Below are 19,098 nucleotides of genomic sequence, written 5' to 3'. Positions count from 1 at the left end.
GGGCGGTCCGGCTCGATGCGCATCGTATGCAGGCGGCCTCTCATCCATGTGACGGCGTTGCATCAGAAATCCGCGACCTTGCCCCATGCGGACTCGCTGAACCGGCCGGGCCGGTACGGCGCCGGGTCCACGAAAGGTTGCGCACCAGACGCGAGATCGGCGATCAGGTGCCCGGCGCCCGGGCCAATCCCGAAGCCGTGACCCGAAAACCCCGCCGCGAGAATCAGCCCCGGCACGCCCGGCACTTCGCCGATGCCCGGCACGCCGTCCGGCGTGCTGTCGACGAACCCGGCCCACGCGTGCGTGATCTTTGCGTCGCGCAGTTCGGGCAACAGTTCGGACGCGCGGCGGTACGTTTCGGTGACGGTCGGCATGTCGGGCTTCGGATCGAGAATGCGCACGGCTTCCATCGGCGTCGGCGCGTCGAGGCGCCAGCGCTTCAACGTTTCATGGCCGCCGCGCACGCCTTCGAGGCCGCCCGGCAGCAGGTTGCGCCAGCGTTTCGCGAACATCGGCACGAATTGCGGCGCGAAGCGCAGGAACTGCGGCGTCAGGTCCACGCGCGCACGGCCGCTGATCGCCAATGCGTAGCGTCCGTCGCTGCGGCGCGTGATGGACACGCCGGACGTGTACATCGCATCCGGCAGCGGCGTCTCGACCGGCGACACGCTCAGGATCGACTGACGGATCGACGCCTGCGGAAACCGGATGCCGAGCTGGCGGCAGAACGACGACGCCCATGCACCGCCGGCCATCACGACCGTTCGGGTCTTGATGACGCCCGCCTCGGTGACGACGCCGGCGACGCGGCCGCCTTCGAGTTCGAGGCCGCGCGCCGCGCAGTGCTGATGGACACTGCCGCCCAGCTTCATCAGTGCGGCGGCCACGGCCGGCGCGGCCTTGCCTGGATCCGCCGTGCCGTCGGTCGGCGAGAAGACGCCGCCCTTCCACTGCCGCCCGGTCGCGCGCCCGCGCTCGGCGGCCTGCTTGCTGTCGAGCATGTACGTGGTCACGCCCGCGGTCTTCGCGAATTCGCCCCAGCTGGCCCAGCGGGACAGCTCGGCCTCGTCATTGCTGAGATACAGCAGCCCGCAGCGATGAAAGCCGGTGTCTTCTCCGGATTCGGCGGCGAATCGTTCCCACAGATCGATGCTCTTGCTCGCCATCGGCAACTCGCGCGCATCGCGGTTCTGCTGCCGGCACCAGCCCCAGTTTCGGCTCGACTGTTCGGCGCCGATGCGCCCCTTCTCGACGAGCGCGACCGATATGCCGCGGCGGGCCAGATAGTAGGCGGTGAAGACGCCGATGATGCCGCCGCCGATCACGACGACGTCGGCCGCGGCCGGCGGCGTGGACAAGGTTTCGATATGGCGCAGCGGAGGGGACATGCTCAGTCTCGTTCGGTGGAGGGTTTGACGTTCTGCATCACGTAGAACTTCGCCACGCGTTCGCTGCTTTCCCACCCGATCGACGCGCCGCGCGGCACGAACAGCGCATCGCCGGTACCGAGCGACTGCACGCTGCCGTCGGGCGCCGCGAACCGGACGCCGCCGTCCAGCAGGAACATGAACTCGTTCGCACGATGCGGCCGGACGATCCGGTGATACGGCGTCGAATCCCATGTGCCCGCGCAGTACCCGGCGCCGTCGTCGGTGAACACGTTGTCGCTGCGGCATTGCGGTGCCGGGCCGAGCAGTACCTCGGCCGGCAGCGTGGCGGACGGTTTGAAGTCCGCGTCGGCGCGCAGCTCGAAGACGCCGCGTTTCGTCGGCTGCGCGCACGCTGCCGCGCAGAACGTCAGCCGCACCGGCGATTGCGCGGCGATGCGCAGCGCCGTGCCGCCGCCGATGACGGCGCCCTGCCCCGGGCCGACCACCAGCGGCGCGGCCCCGGCCGCTTCGAGCGTCAGCTCGCCTTGGACGACGACGAGGGTTTCGATGTGCGGAAAGTTCGGCACGTCCAGTTCGCCCATGAAGCCGATGCGCCCCGCGGCCATCGAGTCGGGGCCTTCCCACGCGATCTCGCGATGCGACGCGAACGGATCGCTCGCGCCGAACGCCTGCTTGCGGAACGGGGTGGAAGAAGGTGCGCCGTCGGCACGGTGCAACACGAAAACTGCGCTCATTTCTGCTCCTGTGCGGTGCGTGACGGATTCGTTCGAAAGCTGTCACGCGATATCGGAAATCGTCGTTCGCCGGCTCTCCTGCCGGACATCCTCAGCGGGGCATGTCGTCCATGCCTGTGCTTACACCGCGTGACACGACGTATCGCGGCAGTCGGCGCGCGGGCGGATCGATGGCGTTCGCGCCGGCGCGCCGCTCCCGCGTGCGGCCACGTAATCGCGCGGCGTGATCCCGAGTGCGCGCCGGAAATGCCGGCACAGATGGCTCTGGTCGAAGAAGCCGACGTCGGTCGCGACGATCGACGGCGCGAGGCCGGCGCGCAGCAGGTCCTGCGCCCGCCGTACCCGCACGAGACACAGGTACCGGTGCGGCGACAGCCCCGTTTCGCTGCGAAAGCGCGCGGTGAATCGCGACACGCTCAGCCCGGCCACCGCCGCGAGCGTGTCGAGGTTCAGCGACTGGGCGAACGATGCGTCGATCGTGCGCAGCACGTCGCCGATCGCGGGCGACACGGGCTGCGCGACGCGCGGCGAGCCAACCGAGCCAATGAATTGCACTGTCATATCGAATTCTCCCGGGCGCTCGCTTCAATGCAGGAAATCCTGCATGCGGTAATACGCGCCGACGACCGGCAGGAACCACGCATGCCCGAAATGGCCCGGCATCGCCGGCCAGTCGAGCTCGCGCCACGGGTTCGATGCGGCCGCTCCATACAGCACGTCGGCCATCACGCGGCCCATGTGAACCGACATCTGCACACCGTGGCCGCTGTATCCCATCGAGTAATAGAGCCCGTCATGCTGGCCCGCGCGCGGCAGCCGGTCGGCGGTGATGTCGACCAGCCCGCCCCAGCAGTAGTCGAGCCGCACGTCGGCCAGTTCCGGGAAATAGCCGGCCATGCCCGCACGCAGGATGTCGCCGCTTTTCGCGTCCGAGTTCGGGCTCGACATCGCGAAACGCGCGCGGCCGCCGAACAGCAGCCGGTTGTCGGGCGTCACGCGGAAGTAGTTGCCGATCTGCCGCGACGTGACGTACGCGCGGCGATGCGGGAACAGCCGGTTCAACTGCGCATCGGGCAGCGGCTCGGTCACGACGATGAAGCTGCCGACCGGCGCGATGCGCCGCCGGAACCACGCGAACGGCCCGTGCTGCGATGCGCCGGTCGCGACCAGCACGCGATCGGCCACGATCGTGCCGCGCGTGCTGCTGACCGTGTGGCGCTCGCCGTCGAGCCGTTCGAGCTGCGTGACGGCCGCGTGCTCGTAGATGCGGGCGCCAGCGCGCACGGCCGCTTGCGCGAGCCCGACGCCGAACTTGCCCATGTGCATCTGCGCGCCGTTGCGCTGCAACAGCCCGCCATAGAAGCCGTCGGAGCCGATTTCGTCGCGGATGCGCGATGGCTCGATCAGTTCGATGTCGGGATCGACGTCGCGCCGCAACGCGTCGAAGGTCTTTTCGAGCCCCGCGAAATGCTGCGGCTTCGCGGCGAGCTTGAGCTTGCCGGCACGCCGGAAATCGCAGTCGATCGCCTGTTCGGCGACGATCGTCTCGACGCTCTTCACCGCGCTAGCGTATGCGCGATAGAACTGCTTCGCCTGCGCGGCGCCGATGCGCGCGGCAAGCGACGCATAGTCCTGCGCGACGCCGGTATTGCACTGGCCGCCGTTGCGGCCCGACGCTTCGCCCGCGACCTGCGCGGCGTCGAGCACGACCACCGACACACCGCGCTGCGCGAGCGCGAGCGCCGCCGACAATCCGGTGAAGCCGCCGCCGATCACGACCACGTCCGCGCGCCCTTCGACCGGCCCTTCGCTACCGGCGCGAAACGCGGGACGGGTATCCAGCCAGTACGATTCCAGTTTCATCGAATTCTTCTCGAGCATTCCGGCGACGACGATCGGCGACCGTCCAATGAGAATCATTTAACCACCAGCAAAAAGCGCAGTTGCCGCGTATTCGCACACGCGACGCGTGTCATTTGCCGTTTTGCGCGCCTGCCGCAGCACACTATGCGCAACGTCGATCGCCGGCGCGGTCGGGCGCGATGAACGAACGATGGCGCGCATTACAGCCGGACCGGCTGCGCCGTCGTGCCGCCCGCCGGCACCGGCTCCGCCTGGAAGCGCGCGAGATCCTCCTCGCTGCGATGGCACAGCACCTGCGCGCCGTTCCCGAGCGTGCGCAGCGACGGGGCCGTCCGGTTGCACACGCCGTCCACGCGCATCGTGCAGCGCGACAGGAACGGACACAGCTCGGCCTCGTTCTCGCGCTCGCCGATCGGCACCAGCGGCCGATGGCAACGCTCGGTCGCATCGTCGAGCCAGCCCGCGCGCAACTCCGGCGCAGACGACACGAGCAGATGCGAATACGGGTGATACGGCGGCGCACACAGCGCGTCGCGGCTGCCGGTCTCGACGCGATGGCCCGCGTACAGCACGACGATGTCGTCGCTGATCGCGCGCACCTTCGCGATGTCGTGCGTGATGAACACGTACGACACGCCGAGCTTCGCCTGCAGGTCGCGCAGCAACTCGATGATCGCGGCGCCGACCACGGTGTCGAGCGCCGACGTGACCTCGTCGCACAGGATCAGGTCGGGCTCGGCCGCGAGCGCACGCGCGAGGTTCACGCGCTGCTTCTGCCCGCCCGACAGCTCGCCGGTGCGCCGCGAGGCCACCGCCGGCGGCAGCCGCACGAGTTCGAGCAGTTCCGCGACGCGCTGCCGTGCCCGCGCACCGCGGATCCCGTGATAGAACGCGAGCGGCCGCGCGAGCGTGCGCTCGACCGTATGCACCGGGTTGAGCGCAGTATCGGCGTTCTGGAACACGATCTGCACGCGGCGGTGCTGCTCCTTCGTCCGTTTGACGATATCTCGCGCGAGCGGCTCGCCGTCGAGCAGGATCGCGCCGCCGGTCGCCGGCACGAGGCCCGCGATCACCTTCGCGAGCGTCGTCTTGCCGGAGCCCGATTCGCCGATCACGCCGACCGTCTGCCCGCGCCCGATGCGCAGGTCGACTTCGTGCAGGATCACCTTCGCGGGCCAGCCCTTCGCGGTACGGCCGCCGTAACCGGCGACCACGCCGCGCACGTCGAGCAGCGGCGCAGGCGCGGCCGGTCGTTGTGCTTCTCCGTCGCGTTCGGCATCGTTCGGCGTGACCGCCGCGATCAGGCTCTGCGTGTACGGATGCGCCGGCGCATGCAGGATCTGTTCGGTCGCGCCCGCCTCGCGGATCACGCCGTCGCTCAGCACGACGATCCGGTCGGCCATCTGCGCGACCACGGCCAGATCGTGCGACACGTACACCGCACTCATCCCGTAGCGCCGGATCACGCTCTTGAACGCCTGCAGCACGTCGATCTGCGTGGTCACGTCGAGCGCGGTGGTCGGCTCGTCGAGGATCACCAGCTCCGGGTCGGTGATCAGCGCCATCGCGGCCATCAGCCGCTGCAGCTGACCGCCCGATACCTGGTGCGGATAGCGCTTGCCGATCGTCTCCGGCTCCGGCAGCGCGAGCGCGCGAAACAGCTCGATCGCCTTCGCCTGCGCGTCGCGCTTCGTCATCGTCTTGTGGATCAGCGCGCTCTCGATCACCTGGTCGAGAATCGTGCGCGACGGGTTGAACGCGGCGGCCGCGCTCTGCGCGATGTACGCGACCTTGCGGCCGCGCAGCGCGGTCAACGCTTGCGCGGACAGCGTGCAGACATCCGTGCCGTCAATCTTCACCGAGCCGCCGGCGATCCGGCAGCCGGTGCGCGCATGGCCCATCAGCGACAGCGCGATCGTCGTCTTGCCGGAGCCCGATTCGCCGATCAGCGCGAGCACCTCGCCGCGCCCGATCTCGAAGTCGACGCCGTGGACGATCGTCGTTTCCTCGCCGCCCGGCCGGCCGCCGACCACGCGCAGCCCGCGCACCTCGACGAGCGGATTCGATTCGTGTCGCATCAGTGTCCTCCGGCGGCGCCGGCCGCGCCCTTGCGGCGGCCGCGATGCGGCAAACCGTCGATCATCAGGTTGACGCCCACCGTCAGGATCGCGATCGCGACCGCGGGCATGATCGCGACGGCCGAACCGTCGCCGAGGCTCGCGATGTTCTCGCGCACGAGCGAACCGAGGTCCGCATACGGCGGCTGCACGCCGAGCCCGAGAAAGCTCAGGCCGCTCAGCAGCAGCACGACGAACGTGAAGCGCAGCCCGGTGTCCGCCAGCATCGGGTGGATCATGTTCGGCAGCATCTCGACGCACGCGATGTACAGCGCGCTTTCGCCGCGCGCCTTCGCCACCTGCACGAATTCGAGCGTGCTGATGTTGACCGCCAGCGCGCGCGCGATCCGGTACGAGCCGGGCATGTAGCTGACCGCGGCGGTGAGCACCAGCAGCGGCAGCGATGAGCCGAACGCGGCGACGAACATCAGCGCGAACATCTTCGACGGAATCGACGTGAGCGCATCGAGCAGCCGGCTCATCGTCTCGTCGACCGCGCGGCCCGACACGGTCGCGAGCAGCCCGAGCGTCGTGCCGGTCACCGCGGCCAGCAGCACCGCGGCCAGCGCGAGCAGCACGGTGAGCCGCGTGCCGTACAGGATCCGGCTCAGCATGTCGCGGCCGAGGAAGTCGGAGCCGAACGGCAGCTTCGCGCTGAACGGCGCGAACACATCGGGCGTGACGATCGCGCCGACGTCATGCGGCGCGATCAGCGGCCCGAACACGGCGACGAACAGCATCAGGCCGACCATCGACAGGCCGACGCGGCCGCCGGTCGTCAAGGCAATGCGCACGGCGCGGCGCTTGCGCGGCTGTTCGGGGGCAGGCGCGGCAGGCGGCACGCTGCCCCGCCCGAGGGGCGGATCGCCGGATGGCGGCAGCGCGCTGCTGCGTTGTACGGGTTCGATCGGTTGCATGGGCGGCATCTCGGAAGAAAGGCGAAACACTCAGGTGCGCAGTCGCGGGTTCGACACGATCGAGCACAGGTCGGCGAACAGCACGAGCGTCAGGTAAGCGACGCAGAAGATCAGCGTGCACGCCTGGACCAGCGGGAAATCGCGGTTGCTGACGGCGTCGACCATCAGGCTCGCCAAGCCCGGATAGTTGAAGATCGTCTCGACGACGATCACGCCGCCGAGCAGATACGACAGGCTCAGCGCGATCGCATTGGCGATCGGGCCGATCGCGTTCGGCAACGCATGGCGCAGCACGACGCGTGCGGGGCTCGCGCCCTTCAACACGGCCATCTCGACATACGACGCGCTCAATTGCTCGATCACCGCGGCGCGCGTCATCCGCGCCATCTGCGCGATCACGACCGCGCACAGCGTCAGCACGGGCATCGCGTACGCACGCAGGAAATCGTGCAGGCTTTCGATCGGGCCGCTGTACGACAGCGCGGACAACCAGCGCAGCTTCACCGCGAACACGAGCACGGCGACCGTCGCGATCAGAAACTCCGGCGTCGCGACGAGCGACAGCGTGCCGAGGCTGATCACGCGGTCGACCACCGTCTCGCGCTTGACCGCCGCGAGGATCCCGAGCAGCAGCGCGATCGGCACCGACACGGCGGTGGTGATCGCCGCCAGCGCGAGCGACTTCGGCAGGCGCCCGCCGATCAGCTCCGACACCGGCATGTCGCCGGAAAACGACCGGCCGAAGTCGCCGTGCAGCAGCCCGCCGAGCCAGTGCAGGTAACGCACGTGCGCCGGCATGTCGAGACCGAACTGCTGGCGCAGCGCGGCGACCGTCTCCGGCGTCGCCGACTGGCCGAGCGCGGCCTGCGCGGCGTCGCCCGGCAGCAGGTTCGTGATCGTGAAGATGATCGCGGACACGATCAGCAGCGTCAGCGCGGTGACCGCGATGCGCCGGCCGATCAGCCCGATGAGAATTCGGTTCATGGTGCGGCACTCCCGAAAAAACCGCGCGTGGCCGGCGCGGTGGTCCGCACCGGCCGCGCGACGGCGGCCAGCCACAACGTCATGCGTTCCACCACACGTTCTCGGCGAACGTGAAGCCCATCATCGGCCCGGTGGGGATCGAGCCGAGGCCCGCGAGCCGCTTGTCGTAGCCGTCGAGGAAGCTGATGAACGCCGGAATGCCGACCCGGCCCTGCTGCGCCACGATCACCTGCATGTCGCCGTACATCTGCTTGCGCTTCGCGTCGTCGGTTTCCGAACGCGCGGCGAGCAGCAACTGGTCGAACTTCGCGTTCTTCCAGCCCGACTCGTTCCACGGCGCATCCGACTTGAAGAACTGCGTGAACAGCACGTCGGCGCTCGAGCGCGGGTTGATGTTGCCGAAGGTGAGCGGGTGCTTCATCCAGTGGTTCGACCAGTAGCCGTCGGGCGACGCGCGGTTGACCTGCAGGTTCAGCCCGATCTTCTGGCCGGCCTGCTGCAGCAGCACGGCCATTTCGATCGACCCGTTCGCGTCGGACGTCGCATAGATCGGCGGCAACGTGGCGCCGAGCGCGCCCGCCTTCTGGAACAGGAACTTCGCCTTGTCCGGATCGTGCGCCCGCTGCGGCAGCGACGCGTTGAAGTAGCGGTGCCCCGGCGGAATCGGCTGGTCGTTGCCGATCACCGAGTAGCCGCGGAACACCGCCGTGCGGAGCTGCTCGCGATCGAACAGGTACTTCATCCCTTCGACGAAATCGGGACTCGAGACGATCGGGTTGTCGCTGCGCATGATCAGGTCGGTATAGAGGCCCGACTTGGTTTCCTTCAGCGCGTAGCCCGGCGTCGACGAGACCCGCTGCGTCGAGCGCGGATCGATCGCGTTGATCAGGTGCACGTCGCCCGACAGCAGCGCGTTCAGGCGCGCGGCGCTGTCGCTGATGCCGATCAGCTCGATCTCGTCGAGATACGGCTTGCCCGGCTTGAAGTAGCTGTCGTTGCGCACGCCGACGGTCGACACGCCCGGCTTGAACGACTTCAGCTTGTACGGGCCGCAGCCGATGCCGGCCGAGAAGTCGGTCGTGCCGTCCTTGACGATCACGAGCTGCGGCGTCGCGAGGATCACCGGCAGATCGGCGTTCGCGCTGGCGAGCGTCAACGTGACTTCGTCGGGGCCGGTCGCCTTCGCGTCCGTGAACTGTTCGGCAAGCGTCTTGACCTTCGACGCGGTGGCCGCGTTCTTGTGGCGCATCAGCGAAAACACCACGTCGGCCGGGCCGACCGGCTTGCCGTCGTGGAACGTGACGCCCTTGCGCAGCTTGATGATCCACGTCTTCGCGTCGGTCGTCTGCAGCGACTCGGCGAGGTTCATCTGCGGCGTCAGGCTCGCATCGAGCTGCGTGAGGCCGCTGTAGAACATGAAGAAGCGCGTGTAGTCCGCGCCCGTCGAGCCCTTGGCCGGGTCGAGCGTATCGGCCGTCGAGCCGGCTTCGTTCGCGACCCGGATCTTGCCGCCGCGCTTGGGCGCGGGCGCGGCGAACGCAGAGCCGGGGGTCATCAGCAGTCCGCCGGCGCCGGCGGCCATCATGCCGCCCGCCGCCATGACCTTCATCATGTCGCGGCGCGTCAAGCCGCCCTTGCCGCCATTGTCGATTTCGTCGCTCATCCGAACTGCTCCTGACTGTGGAAAGTGGGTCCAAGGGTCCAGCGTGGTTGTTCAATCCCGCCGCGCCCGCTTGCTGGTGGCGGGCGTGACGTCGTGCACATGCAATTCATTTAAGCACCGCCAAAATGCCGGTTGTCCCGATTCGACGCGCCCTCACGATACGAATCGACCGTTTTGGGTAGCCTGCGCAGCATGATTTGCTGCGTGCACCGCCGTCGGTTTCGCCGTGCGCCTCCCGCACGCATGCGGTGCATCGGGGCACGATGTCGACTGATGTCGCCCCGTACCGGCTGCGTGCCGATGTGCGGCTGCCCGCCTCGCCCGGCACACCTGCGTGAAAGTTCAGAGGATTGGTCGCGGCATCGACGCGTCGAAGCGTGCATCCCGACGGCGCGGCGCGGTGCGCGCACGCGTGTGCGCCGGTGCGGCGCCGGCGGCCTGCCGCAGGCACGGGTTTTCCCCCGTCGGCGCGGCCGCCCGGCAGCCGGCCGCGCGACGAACGCCGCGCAGCCGACGTGCCGCTTACAGCCCGAGCTGCGTCGCGAGGTGCCCGATGTCCGACACTTCGTAATAGTTGTAGAACGGCGTGCCGGGCTCGTGGCCGCGGTTCACGAACGCCTTGTGCTTGATGCCGAGATCCTCGGCCGTCATCAGGTCGTAGCGCAGGCTCGACGACACGTGCAGCACGTCCTCGGGCTTGCAGCCGAGCTTGTCGAACATGTACTCGAAGCCTTGCATGCGCGGCTTGTACGACTGCGCCTGCTGGGCGGTGAATACCGCGTGGAACGGCGCGCCGAGCTTGTCGACGTTGCTCATGATCTGCTCGTCCATCGCGTTCGACAGGATCACCAGCTTGTATTTGCTCGCGAGCCGCGACAACCCGGCCGGCACGTCCGGATGCGGGCCCCACGTCGGCACCGCCAGATAGAAGCGTTCGGCCTCGGCTTCGTCGAACTTCACGCCGATCCGCGCGCAGGTGCGACGGATCGCATTGACGACGACGTCGCGGTACGGCTTCCATGCGCCGAGCACCTCGTCGAGGCGATAGGCGGCGAAGGCGCGCACAAACGCCTCCATCGCGACCGGCGACAGCCGGTCCGCATAGACTTCACGCGCCGTCTCGGCCATCCGGAAATGGGTCAGCGTGCCATAGCAGTCGAAAGTGATGTACTTCGGTTCAAACTGGATCATGGTGGTGTCCTGTCGGTGTGAAGCCCCGGCAAGGCCGGGGACGGGCTGGGTTGTACGAAATTGAATCAAGGCAAAAAATCCCGTGCGCGTCGTTTGGCGCCGCCCGAAACGCAGAATCGCCGCGTGTTGCACGACGCTGGCGGCACGATATGCGGCGCGCCCCGCGGGCCCGGCCGCCGCGGCCCGTCGGCACGTGTCTGCACTCGTCTGCACGCGTCGGCGCACCGTGCTTTCATCGTAGTGGCGTTTCGACGGCAGGAACGGCCGGGGCGCCGGCCCGCGTCGGCACGACCGGCGCATTCACGCGCGCCGATCGAGCCTGCCGGCGTCGATCCCGCGCAAGCGGCCCAAGCCGCCCGAAAACAGGCGAATCGTCCTATCCGCGCCGCAACCGCGCTGGCAGAGTGAATATGTCATTTCCACCCATCCGGAGTCCGGCGTGTCCGACCTCAACCCTTCCCGCACGCTCACCTATCGCCCGTTCGCCGAAACCGACCTGCCCGCCGCCCATCGGCTGTCGGAGGCGGTCAAGTGGCCGCACCGGCTCGAGGACTGGCGCTTCGTGTTCCAGCTCGGCGGCGGCATCGTGGCCGAAGACGAAGCCGGCGTCGTGGGGACCGCGCTCGGCTGGCGCCTCGGCGAATCGCACGCGGCGCTCGGCATGTTGATCGTGTCGCCCGAGCGTGCGGGCGGCGGCATCGAGCGCGAACTGCTCGCACGCGCGCTCGACAGCTTCGGCACACGAACCGTCTTTCTGCATGCGACGCCGGGACGCGAGCCGCTGTACGCGGCGTTCGGCTTCGAGCCGATCGATACGATCGACCAGCATCAGGGCGCGGCATTCCGGCCGCCGCTGATCTCGCTGCCGCCCGGCGAGCGCCTGCGCCCGCTCGGCACCAACGACGGGCCGCGCCTCGCCGCGCTCGCGTCGCGCGCGGCGGGCTACGAACGGAGCGCGGTGACCGATGCGCTGCTCGACGTCGCGAACGGCATCGCGCTCGATCGCGACGGCGAGCTGCTCGGCTTCGCGCTGTTCCGCCGTTTCGGCCCCGGCCACGTGATCGGCCCGGTGCTCGCGCCGGATGCGCTGCGCGCGCAGGCGCTGATCAGCCACTGGCTCGCATTGAACGAGGGAATGTTCGTGCGGCTCGACTTGCCCAGCGACAGCGGGCTGTCCGACTGGCTGGAGGGGCTCGGGCTGCCGCGCGTCGATACCGTCGTCGCGATGGCGCGCGGCGCCACGCCAGCGCGCGACCCGGCGCTGCGTGCGTTCGCGATCGTGAACCAGGCACTCGGCTGAAGGGCACCGACGATGAGCTTCCTGTACAAGGCCGACCCGGTACGCGGCGCGCAGTGGGCGGCACGCTTCGCGCAACTGGCGCCCGACCTGCCGTTCCGGATCTGGCCGGACATCGGCGACGCCGCGGCCGTCCGCTATCTCGCCGCATGGCAGCCGCCCGACGACCCGGCCGCCCTGCTGCCGAATCTCGAAGTCGTGTTCTCGGTCGGCGCCGGCATCGATCAGTTCGACCTGTCGCGCGTGCCCGCGCACATTCCGGTCGTACGGATGATCGAGCCCGGCATCGTCGAAGGAATGGTCGAATATGTAACGCAGGCCGTGCTGACGATTCATCGCGACGTGTTCGACTATGCGGCGCAGCAACGCGAACAGGTGTGGCACGAGAAGCCCGTACGGGCGGCAGCATCGCGGCGCATCGGCGTGCTCGGGCTCGGCACGCTCGGCCAGGCCGTGCTCGACACGCTGCGGCGCTTCGGCTTCCCGTGCGCCGGCTGGAGCCGCACGCCGCGCACACTCGACGGCATCGATTGCTACGCGGGCGACTCGGCACTCGACGCGTTCCTGGCCCGCACCGACATCCTGATTTGCCTGCTGCCGCTCACCGACGGCACGCGCGGCCTGCTTGGCGCGCGCGTATTCGATGCGCTACCGGCCGGCGCGTCGCTCGTGCAGGTCGGGCGCGGGCCGCAACTGGATTCGGCCGCGCTGCTCGCAGCACTTGCGAGCGGCCGCGTCGACAGCGCGATCCTCGATGTGACGGACCCCGAACCGTTGCCGGCCGGCCATCCGTTCTGGACGCATCCGCGCATTCGCATCACGCCGCACATCGCCAGCGCGACGCGGCCCGACACCGCGGTCGACGCGGTGCTCGCGAACCTCGCCCGTCATCGCGCGGGACAGCCGATGATCGGCGTCGTCGATCGCGCTCGCGGCTACTGACATGCATGTCCGGCCTCGCGGGGCGCGCAGCAGAAAATGCCGAAGCGCCCCGTGCAAACGCCGCATTCATACGTTTCGGGCCGCAATTTGAAAACGCATGCGGACGGGTCGCCCGGTAGCATGAACTCACCGCTGACACCTCACGAGAGTCCTGCCTGCCATGAACCAAGCCGCGCTGATCGAAGCCGATCGTCAACACCTGATCCACCCCGTCGTCAACTACCGTACGCACGAGGCGCGCGGCGTCACCGTGCTCGAATCCGCGGACGGCGTATTCCTGCGCGACGCCGCCGGCCATACGCTGCTCGACGCGTTCTCGGGCCTGTGGTGCGTGAACGTCGGCTACGGCCGCGACAGCATCGTGAAAGCCGCCGCCGATCAGATGGCGAAGCTGCCGTACGCGACCGGCTACTTCCATTTCGGCTCGCAGCCGGCGATCGAGCTTGCCGAGCGGCTCGCCGCACTCGCGCCGCCGTCGCTGAATCGGGTGTACTTCACGCTCGGCGGCTCGGATGCGGTCGACTCCGCGGTGCGCTTCATCACGCACTATTTCAACGCGACCGGCCGCCCGTCGAAAAAGCACATGATCGCGCTGGAACGCGGCTATCACGGCTCGTCGTCGATCGGCGCCGGCCTCACCGCGCTGCCGGCGTTCCATCGCCATTTCGACCTGCCGCGCGCCGATCAGCACCATATCCCGTCGCCGTACCCGTACCGCCACCCGCTCGGCGATGACCCGCAGGCGCTGATCGCCGCGTCGGTCGCCGCGCTCGAAGCGAAGGTGGCCGAACTGGGCGCGGACAACGTCGCCGCGTTCTTCTGCGAGCCCGTGCAGGGTTCCGGCGGCGTGATCGTGCCGCCGGCCGGCTGGCTGAAGGCGATGCGCGACGCGTGCCGGCGCCTCGGCATCCTGTTCGTCGCCGACGAGGTGATCACCGGCTTCGGCCGCACGGGCCCGCTGTTCGCGTGCGAGGCCGAGCAGGTCGATCCGGACCTGATGACCGTTGCGAAGGGCTTGACCGCGGGCTATGCGCCGATGGGCGCGGTGCTGATGTCCGACGAAATCTACGAAGGCCTCGCAGGCAGCCGCGCGGAGTCGGCCGTGGTCGGTCATGGGCATACGTATTCCGCGCACCCGGTGAGCGCGGCGATCGGCCTCGAGGTGCTGAAGCTCTATCACGAAGGCGGGCTGCTCGCGAACGGCCAGGCGATGGCGCCGCGCTTCGCGGCGGGGCTCGATGCGCTGCGCGCGCATCCGCTCGTCGGCGACGCGCGTTCGGCCGGCTTGCTCGGCGCGCTCGAACTGGTGTCCGACAAGGCGCGCAAGACGCGCTTCGACGCGTCGCTGAACGTTCCGGACAAGATCGCGGCGGCCGCGTACGCGAACGGCGTGGTGTTCCGCGCATTCGGCGACGGCGTGCTCGGCTTTGCGCCGGCGCTGAGCTTCACCGCGGGCGAGTTCGACCTGATGTTCGAACGCGTGCGCAAGACGCTCGACGACGTGCTGGCCGACGCGGGCGTGCAGCGCGCGCTCGACGCCGCGCACGCGCAGCCGGCCTGAGCCGGCCAAGGGAAAGCCGGGCTTGTGGCGGCCATCGTTCGACTCTAAAGTAACCGGACATTCCATTTTTCCGCTCTCACGTGAACATGACGGACAGCAAGCTGGATCGCATCGACCTGCGCATCCTCTCCCAGTTGCAGAAGCGCGGCCGCATGACCAACGTCGAGCTGGCCGATGCGGTCGGGCTGTCGCCCAGTCCCTGCCTGATCCGCGTGAAGCGGCTCGAGAAGGCCGGCTACATCGGCGGCTACGGCGCGCACATCCAGCTCGAGAAACTCGGCGACGTGCAGGTCGTGTTTACCGAAGTCACGCTGGCCGACCACCGCCGCGAGGATTTCGACCGCTTCGTGGCCGCGATCCGCAACGTCGACGAGATCGTCGAATGCCACCTCGCGAGCGGCGGCTACGACTATCTGCTGAAGTTCATCACGCGCAGCGTGAGCCATTACCAGACGATCGTCGAAGGGCTGCTCGAGCAGAACATCGGCATCGAGAAGTATTTCAGTTACGTGATCATCAAGTCGCCGTTCGTCAAACGGCACTACCCGCTCGAATCGCTGTTCGGCGAGCGTCACTGACACACCGCGTGCGGCACCCGCGAACATGGCAGCTTCGCTGTCCGTGCGGGACAGTCGCGCGCCGGCACCGTCGCCGTCGTCGCCGAACCGCTTCATCCAAGGAACTGCCATGCCGCTTTCGCTGACCCGCACCGAACTCCTGCGCTCCGCCAACCTGATCGACGGCACGTGGCGCGACGCACTCGACGGCCGCCGTTTCGGCGTGACCGATCCGGCGACGCTCGACACCGTTGCCCACGCACCCGACAGCGGCGCCGCCGACGCGCGCGCGGCGACCGATGCGGCGGTGCGCGCGCTGCCCGCGTGGCGCGCGACGCCCGCTCGCGAACGCGCGGCGATCCTGCGTGCATGGCATGCGGCGATCGTCGCCAATACCGACGATCTCGCAAAGCTGATGTCGCGCGAACAGGGCAAGCCGCTCGCGGAGGCGCGCGGCGAAGTCGCGTACGGCGCGTCGTACGTGCTGTGGTTCGCCGAGGAAGCGACGCGCACGTACGGCGACATCATTCCGCAGCAGCAGCGCGGCAAGCGGCTGAGTGCGGTGAAGGAGCCGATCGGCGTCGTCGCCGCGATCACGCCGTGGAACTTCCCGCTCGCGATGATCGCGCGCAAGATCGCGCCGGCGCTCGCGGCCGGCTGTACGGTCGTCGCGAAGCCGGCGGAGGACACGCCGCTCACCGCGCTCGCGCTCGCATTCCTCGCGCACGAAGCCGGCGTGCCGGCGGGCGTGCTGAACCTGATCACGGCGTCACGCGAGCGCGGCATCGACGCGGCCGCCGACTGGCTCGCCGACAGCCGCGTGCGCAAGATCACGTTTACCGGCTCGACGGCCGTCGGCAAGCTGCTCGCGCGCGACTCGGCGGCGACGTTGAAGAAGCTGTCGCTGGAGCTGGGCGGCAATGCACCGTTCATCGTGTTCGACGATGCCGAGCTCGATGCCGCGGTCGACGGGCTGATGGCCGCGAAGTTCCGCAACGGCGGGCAGACGTGCGTGTCGCCGAACCGCGTGTACGTGCAGGCCGGCGTGTACGATGCGTTCGCCGCGAAGCTCGCGGCGCGCGTCGCCGCGCTGAAGGTTGCACCGGCGACCGACCCGGCTGCGCAGATCGGCCCGATGATCAATGCGCGTGCGGTCGACAAGATCGCGCGCCACGTCGGCGATGCGATCGAGCGCGGCGCGCGCGTGCTGACGGGCGGCAAGCGCCTGACCGAGCTGGGACCGAACTTCTACGCACCGACGGTGCTGGCCGATGCAGCCGCCGACATGCAGCTCACGTGCGAGGAAACCTTCGGCCCGGTGGCCGCGCTGTTCCGCTTCGACACCGAGGACGAAGCCGTCGACGCCGCGAACGACACGCCGTTCGGCCTCGCCGCGTATTTCTACACGCAGGACGTGCGCCGCATCGCGCGTGTGTCGGCACGGCTCGAAACGGGCATCGTCGGCATCAACGAAGGCGCGCTCGCGAGCGAGGCCGCACCGTTCGGCGGCGTGAAGGAATCGGGCTACGGCCGCGAAGGCTCGCGCTACGGGCTCGACGATTACCTGTCGATCAAGTATCTGTGCCAGGGCGGCCTGGACTGACCCGACGGACGCGCGCGATCCGTGACGACGGCATCGCGCTGCCCGGCCGAAGAGTGCGCATTGACATAGGAACCGATCAGTCCATATAATCGATGCCATTCCTGGACACCGCATCGTTTGCGAAACCGATCAATGGCAAATCCGGCTGGCGTGGGCCGCCCGCGCGAATTCGAACTTGAAGACGCCGCGCGCGACGCGATGGAAGTCTTCTGGGACCACGGATACGAAGGCGCGTCCCTACCCGACCTGATTGCCGGCACGGGCTTGTCGCGGGGCAGCCTGTACAAGGCCTTCGGCGACAAGAAGGCGCTGCTGCTGGCAGCGCTCGACCTGTATATGGCCGATGGGCTCAAGGCAACTGCGGACATCCTGTCGCAACCCGGCACCGTGAAGGAGGCCATTCGCGACTCGCTGCTGCGCTATGCCCGCCTGTCCGTCGGCGAGGCGGGCCGACGCGGCTGTCTCGCAATCGCGATGACCACTGAATTGGCCGCCCGCGACGCGGATGTCGCGGAGCGTACGGGACGCATGTTCCGCCGCTTGCAGCAGCTCTATGCCGGCGCGATCGTGCGCGGTCAGGCAAGCGGCGAGATCGCCGAGCAGGACGAACAGGTGCTCGCGCGCTTTCTCGTGTGCCAGGTCGAGGGCATGCGCGTGCTGGGCAAAACCGGCGTGCCCGAAGCCGACATGCTCGCGGTGGTCGACCGCACGATGCGCATTCTCGATTGATTTTTTTACCCAATTTGGAACCGATTGGTTCCGTATGGAGAGCCGTCCATGTCACGGAATGACCTCGTATCGCCCGACCCGCGTCGCTGGGCAATGTTTTCGGTCCTGCTCGTCGGCGCGTTCCTGCCGCCGCTGGATTTCTTCATCGTCAATGTCGCGCTGCCGTCGATCCGCGCGGAACTGGGCGCATCGTCGTCCGCCGAGCAACTGGTGATTTCGTCGTATGCGGGCCTGTACGCGGTGACGCTGATCACCGGCGGGCGACTGGGCGATCTGTACGGTCGCGGCCGCGTGTTCTTTCTCGGGTTGATCGGCTTTGCGACGGCCTCGACGCTGTGCGGCCTCGCCGGTTCGCCGGGGATGCTCATCGTCGGGCGTGCATTGCAGGGGGTGACGGCCGCGATCATGGCGCCGCAAGCGCTCGCGTCGATCCAGGCGATCTTCCCGGAATCGGAAAAGCCGCTCGCGCTCAGCTTGTATGGCGCGGTCTTCGGCCTCGCCGCCGTCGTCGGGCAGGCGCTGGGCGGAATCCTGATCTCGTTGAATCTGTTGAACCTGGGCTGGCGGACGATCTTCCTCGTCAACCTGCCGCTGGCGATGCTGGTCGTCGTGTTCGGCATTCCGCTGTTGAAGGAAACGCGTGCGCAGCATGCGCGCAAGCTCGACCTCGGCGGCACCGCGCTGTCGATGCTGACGCTCGGCGCGTTGATCGTGCCGCTGATCGAAGGGCGCGAGGCGGGCTGGCCCGTGTGGGCATGGGTATCGCTGATCGCGGCGCCGGCACTCGCGTGGGGCTTCTGGCGCTACGAGAGCCGGCTGGGCCGCCTCGGCGGCGCACCGCTGCTCGATCCGTCCGCACTGCGCGCACCGGGGCTGGGCCGGGCATTGCTGATCGCGCTGTTGCTGTACTCGATCGGCGCGTTCTTCCTGCTGTTCTCGGTGTATCTGCAGAATGCGTTGCACGTCGATGCGTTGAGCGCGGGCCTCGTGTTCTTGCCGTTCGGCGTCGGGTTTCTGCTCGGCCCGCTGTCGACGCCGTTGTGCACGCGTGCGATCGGCGCTTATGTGAATCCGCTCGGCATGGGCCTCGAGATCGTGGGGCTCGTCGGACTCGCCTGCTTGATCGAGGCAACGCCGATCGGGATGCCGCTCGCTTCCGTGCCGCTCGCCGCCGCGCTCTTCGTGATCGGGTTCGGCCAAGGCCTCGCGCTGCCGACGCTGATGCGCATGGTGACGGGGCGTGTCGCACCCGCGGTGTCGGGGATGATCGCCGGTATCGCCAGCTCGACGCTGCAGGTCAGCACGTCGCTCAGCGTCGCGATCATCGGCGGGGTTTTCTATACGGTTCTGGGCGCGCGCCAGGATCCGGCAGCCATTGCGCACGCGTTCATCGTCGCACTCCTGTCGATCTCGGCGTTTCTCGCCGTCGGCGCCGCGCTGGGCATCTCGCTCGCGCGTGCACCGGCCGCACCGTCGTCGGTGCGCTCCGCCGGCCAGCCGGCCTTCGGCCCCGCGCGCAAACGACCGTGATCGCCCGAGATCGCCCGTA

Annotated in this window: 16 protein-coding genes; 7 read left to right on the top strand and 9 right to left on the bottom strand. The window is 68.6% G+C overall.

The window, feature by feature from the left end:
- Positions 1-62 precede the first annotated feature (62 nt).
- The 9 genes from B7G54_RS25815 to B7G54_RS25775 form a co-directional block, all read right to left on the bottom strand.
- Positions 63-1,388, bottom strand: a complete 1,326-nt coding sequence (locus B7G54_RS25815; protein WP_085041647.1) for an NAD(P)/FAD-dependent oxidoreductase — start codon at positions 1,386-1,388, stop codon at positions 63-65.
- Between the two features lie 2 nt (positions 1,389-1,390).
- Positions 1,391-2,125, bottom strand: coding sequence for a cupin domain-containing protein (locus B7G54_RS25810; protein ID WP_085041646.1), 735 nt, complete (start codon positions 2,123-2,125; stop codon positions 1,391-1,393).
- 120 nt (positions 2,126-2,245) lie between these two features.
- Entirely contained in the window at positions 2,246-2,686 is a 441-nt protein-coding gene (locus B7G54_RS25805) for a helix-turn-helix domain-containing protein (RefSeq protein ID WP_085041645.1), read from the bottom strand.
- A 24-nt stretch (positions 2,687-2,710) separates the two neighbouring features.
- Entirely contained in the window at positions 2,711-3,988 is a 1,278-nt protein-coding gene (locus B7G54_RS25800; RefSeq protein WP_165765621.1) for an NAD(P)/FAD-dependent oxidoreductase, read from the bottom strand.
- Between the two features lie 200 nt (positions 3,989-4,188).
- The gene (locus B7G54_RS25795) at positions 4,189-6,066 is read right to left on the bottom strand and encodes an ABC transporter ATP-binding protein (RefSeq protein WP_085041643.1); all 1,878 of its coding nucleotides are present in this window, start codon (positions 6,064-6,066) and stop codon (positions 4,189-4,191) included.
- Complete coding sequence (locus B7G54_RS25790) at positions 6,066-7,022, bottom strand: ABC transporter permease (protein ID WP_085041642.1); 957 nt, start codon at positions 7,020-7,022, stop codon at positions 6,066-6,068. Before B7G54_RS25790 ends, B7G54_RS25795 begins: the two co-directional genes overlap by 1 nt.
- A gap of 30 nt (positions 7,023-7,052) precedes the next feature.
- Positions 7,053-8,006: an ABC transporter permease gene (locus tag B7G54_RS25785; protein WP_085041641.1), complete on the bottom strand. Its 954-nt coding sequence runs from the start codon at positions 8,004-8,006 to the stop codon at positions 7,053-7,055.
- Between the two features lie 79 nt (positions 8,007-8,085).
- Entirely contained in the window at positions 8,086-9,669 is a 1,584-nt protein-coding gene (locus tag B7G54_RS25780) for an ABC transporter substrate-binding protein (RefSeq protein WP_085041640.1), read from the bottom strand.
- 522 nt (positions 9,670-10,191) lie between these two features.
- The gene (locus B7G54_RS25775) at positions 10,192-10,860 is read right to left on the bottom strand and encodes a haloacid dehalogenase type II (RefSeq protein WP_085041639.1); all 669 of its coding nucleotides are present in this window, start codon (positions 10,858-10,860) and stop codon (positions 10,192-10,194) included.
- Between the two features lie 439 nt (positions 10,861-11,299).
- Between B7G54_RS25775 and B7G54_RS25765 the strand changes: the two genes are divergently transcribed.
- The 7 genes from B7G54_RS25765 to B7G54_RS25735 all read left to right on the top strand — a co-directional run bounded on the left by B7G54_RS25765 (position 11,300) and on the right by B7G54_RS25735 (position 19,079).
- A complete protein-coding gene (locus tag B7G54_RS25765; protein WP_085041637.1) occupies positions 11,300-12,160 on the top strand; it encodes a GNAT family N-acetyltransferase in 861 nt (286 codons plus the stop codon).
- A 12-nt stretch (positions 12,161-12,172) separates the two neighbouring features.
- On the top strand, positions 12,173-13,099 hold the full coding sequence (locus tag B7G54_RS25760) for a 2-hydroxyacid dehydrogenase (protein ID WP_085041636.1): 927 nt from the start codon (positions 12,173-12,175) through the stop codon (positions 13,097-13,099).
- Between the two features lie 160 nt (positions 13,100-13,259).
- On the top strand, positions 13,260-14,660 hold the full coding sequence (locus tag B7G54_RS25755; RefSeq protein WP_085041635.1) for an aspartate aminotransferase family protein: 1,401 nt from the start codon (positions 13,260-13,262) through the stop codon (positions 14,658-14,660).
- A gap of 86 nt (positions 14,661-14,746) precedes the next feature.
- Positions 14,747-15,238, top strand: coding sequence for an Lrp/AsnC family transcriptional regulator (locus B7G54_RS25750; protein ID WP_006749694.1), 492 nt, complete (start codon positions 14,747-14,749; stop codon positions 15,236-15,238).
- 109 nt (positions 15,239-15,347) lie between these two features.
- The gene (locus B7G54_RS25745) at positions 15,348-16,820 is read left to right on the top strand and encodes an NAD-dependent succinate-semialdehyde dehydrogenase (RefSeq protein WP_085041634.1); all 1,473 of its coding nucleotides are present in this window, start codon (positions 15,348-15,350) and stop codon (positions 16,818-16,820) included.
- Between the two features lie 132 nt (positions 16,821-16,952).
- On the top strand, positions 16,953-17,549 hold the full coding sequence (locus tag B7G54_RS25740) for a TetR/AcrR family transcriptional regulator (protein ID WP_085041633.1): 597 nt from the start codon (positions 16,953-16,955) through the stop codon (positions 17,547-17,549).
- 48 nt (positions 17,550-17,597) lie between these two features.
- Complete coding sequence (locus tag B7G54_RS25735) at positions 17,598-19,079, top strand: MFS transporter (RefSeq protein ID WP_085041632.1); 1,482 nt, start codon at positions 17,598-17,600, stop codon at positions 19,077-19,079.
- Positions 19,080-19,098 lie beyond the last annotated feature (19 nt).

The organism is Burkholderia puraquae (genome assembly GCF_002099195.1).
Lineage (GTDB): Bacteria > Pseudomonadota > Gammaproteobacteria > Burkholderiales > Burkholderiaceae > Burkholderia > Burkholderia puraquae.
Note: the sequence above shows the minus strand (reverse complement) of the source record. Positions and strands in the feature narration are given on the sequence as shown.

Bases quoted from the DNA above. Each gene is read 5' to 3' on its own strand.
- B7G54_RS25815 (WP_085041647.1), bottom strand. From the start codon at position 1,388: ATGTCCCCTCCGCTGCGCCATATCGAAACCTTGTCCACGCCGCCGGCC.
- B7G54_RS25760 (WP_085041636.1), top strand. From the start codon at position 12,173: ATGAGCTTCCTGTACAAGGCCGACCCGGTACGCGGCGCGCAGTGGGCG.
- B7G54_RS25800 (WP_165765621.1), bottom strand. From the start codon at position 3,988: ATGAAACTGGAATCGTACTGGCTGGATACCCGTCCCGCGTTTCGCGCC.
- B7G54_RS25795 (WP_085041643.1), bottom strand. From the start codon at position 6,066: ATGCGACACGAATCGAATCCGCTCGTCGAGGTGCGCGGGCTGCGCGTG.
- B7G54_RS25790 (WP_085041642.1), bottom strand. From the start codon at position 7,022: ATGCAACCGATCGAACCCGTACAACGCAGCAGCGCGCTGCCGCCATCC.
- B7G54_RS25735 (WP_085041632.1), top strand. From the start codon at position 17,598: ATGTCACGGAATGACCTCGTATCGCCCGACCCGCGTCGCTGGGCAATG.
- B7G54_RS25750 (WP_006749694.1), top strand. From the start codon at position 14,747: ATGACGGACAGCAAGCTGGATCGCATCGACCTGCGCATCCTCTCCCAG.
- B7G54_RS25810 (WP_085041646.1), bottom strand. From the start codon at position 2,125: ATGAGCGCAGTTTTCGTGTTGCACCGTGCCGACGGCGCACCTTCTTCC.
- B7G54_RS25755 (WP_085041635.1), top strand. From the start codon at position 13,260: ATGAACCAAGCCGCGCTGATCGAAGCCGATCGTCAACACCTGATCCAC.
- B7G54_RS25740 (WP_085041633.1), top strand. From the start codon at position 16,953: ATGGCAAATCCGGCTGGCGTGGGCCGCCCGCGCGAATTCGAACTTGAA.
- B7G54_RS25785 (WP_085041641.1), bottom strand. From the start codon at position 8,006: ATGAACCGAATTCTCATCGGGCTGATCGGCCGGCGCATCGCGGTCACC.
- B7G54_RS25805 (WP_085041645.1), bottom strand. From the start codon at position 2,686: ATGACAGTGCAATTCATTGGCTCGGTTGGCTCGCCGCGCGTCGCGCAG.
- B7G54_RS25780 (WP_085041640.1), bottom strand. From the start codon at position 9,669: ATGAGCGACGAAATCGACAATGGCGGCAAGGGCGGCTTGACGCGCCGC.
- B7G54_RS25775 (WP_085041639.1), bottom strand. From the start codon at position 10,860: ATGATCCAGTTTGAACCGAAGTACATCACTTTCGACTGCTATGGCACG.
- B7G54_RS25745 (WP_085041634.1), top strand. From the start codon at position 15,348: ATGCCGCTTTCGCTGACCCGCACCGAACTCCTGCGCTCCGCCAACCTG.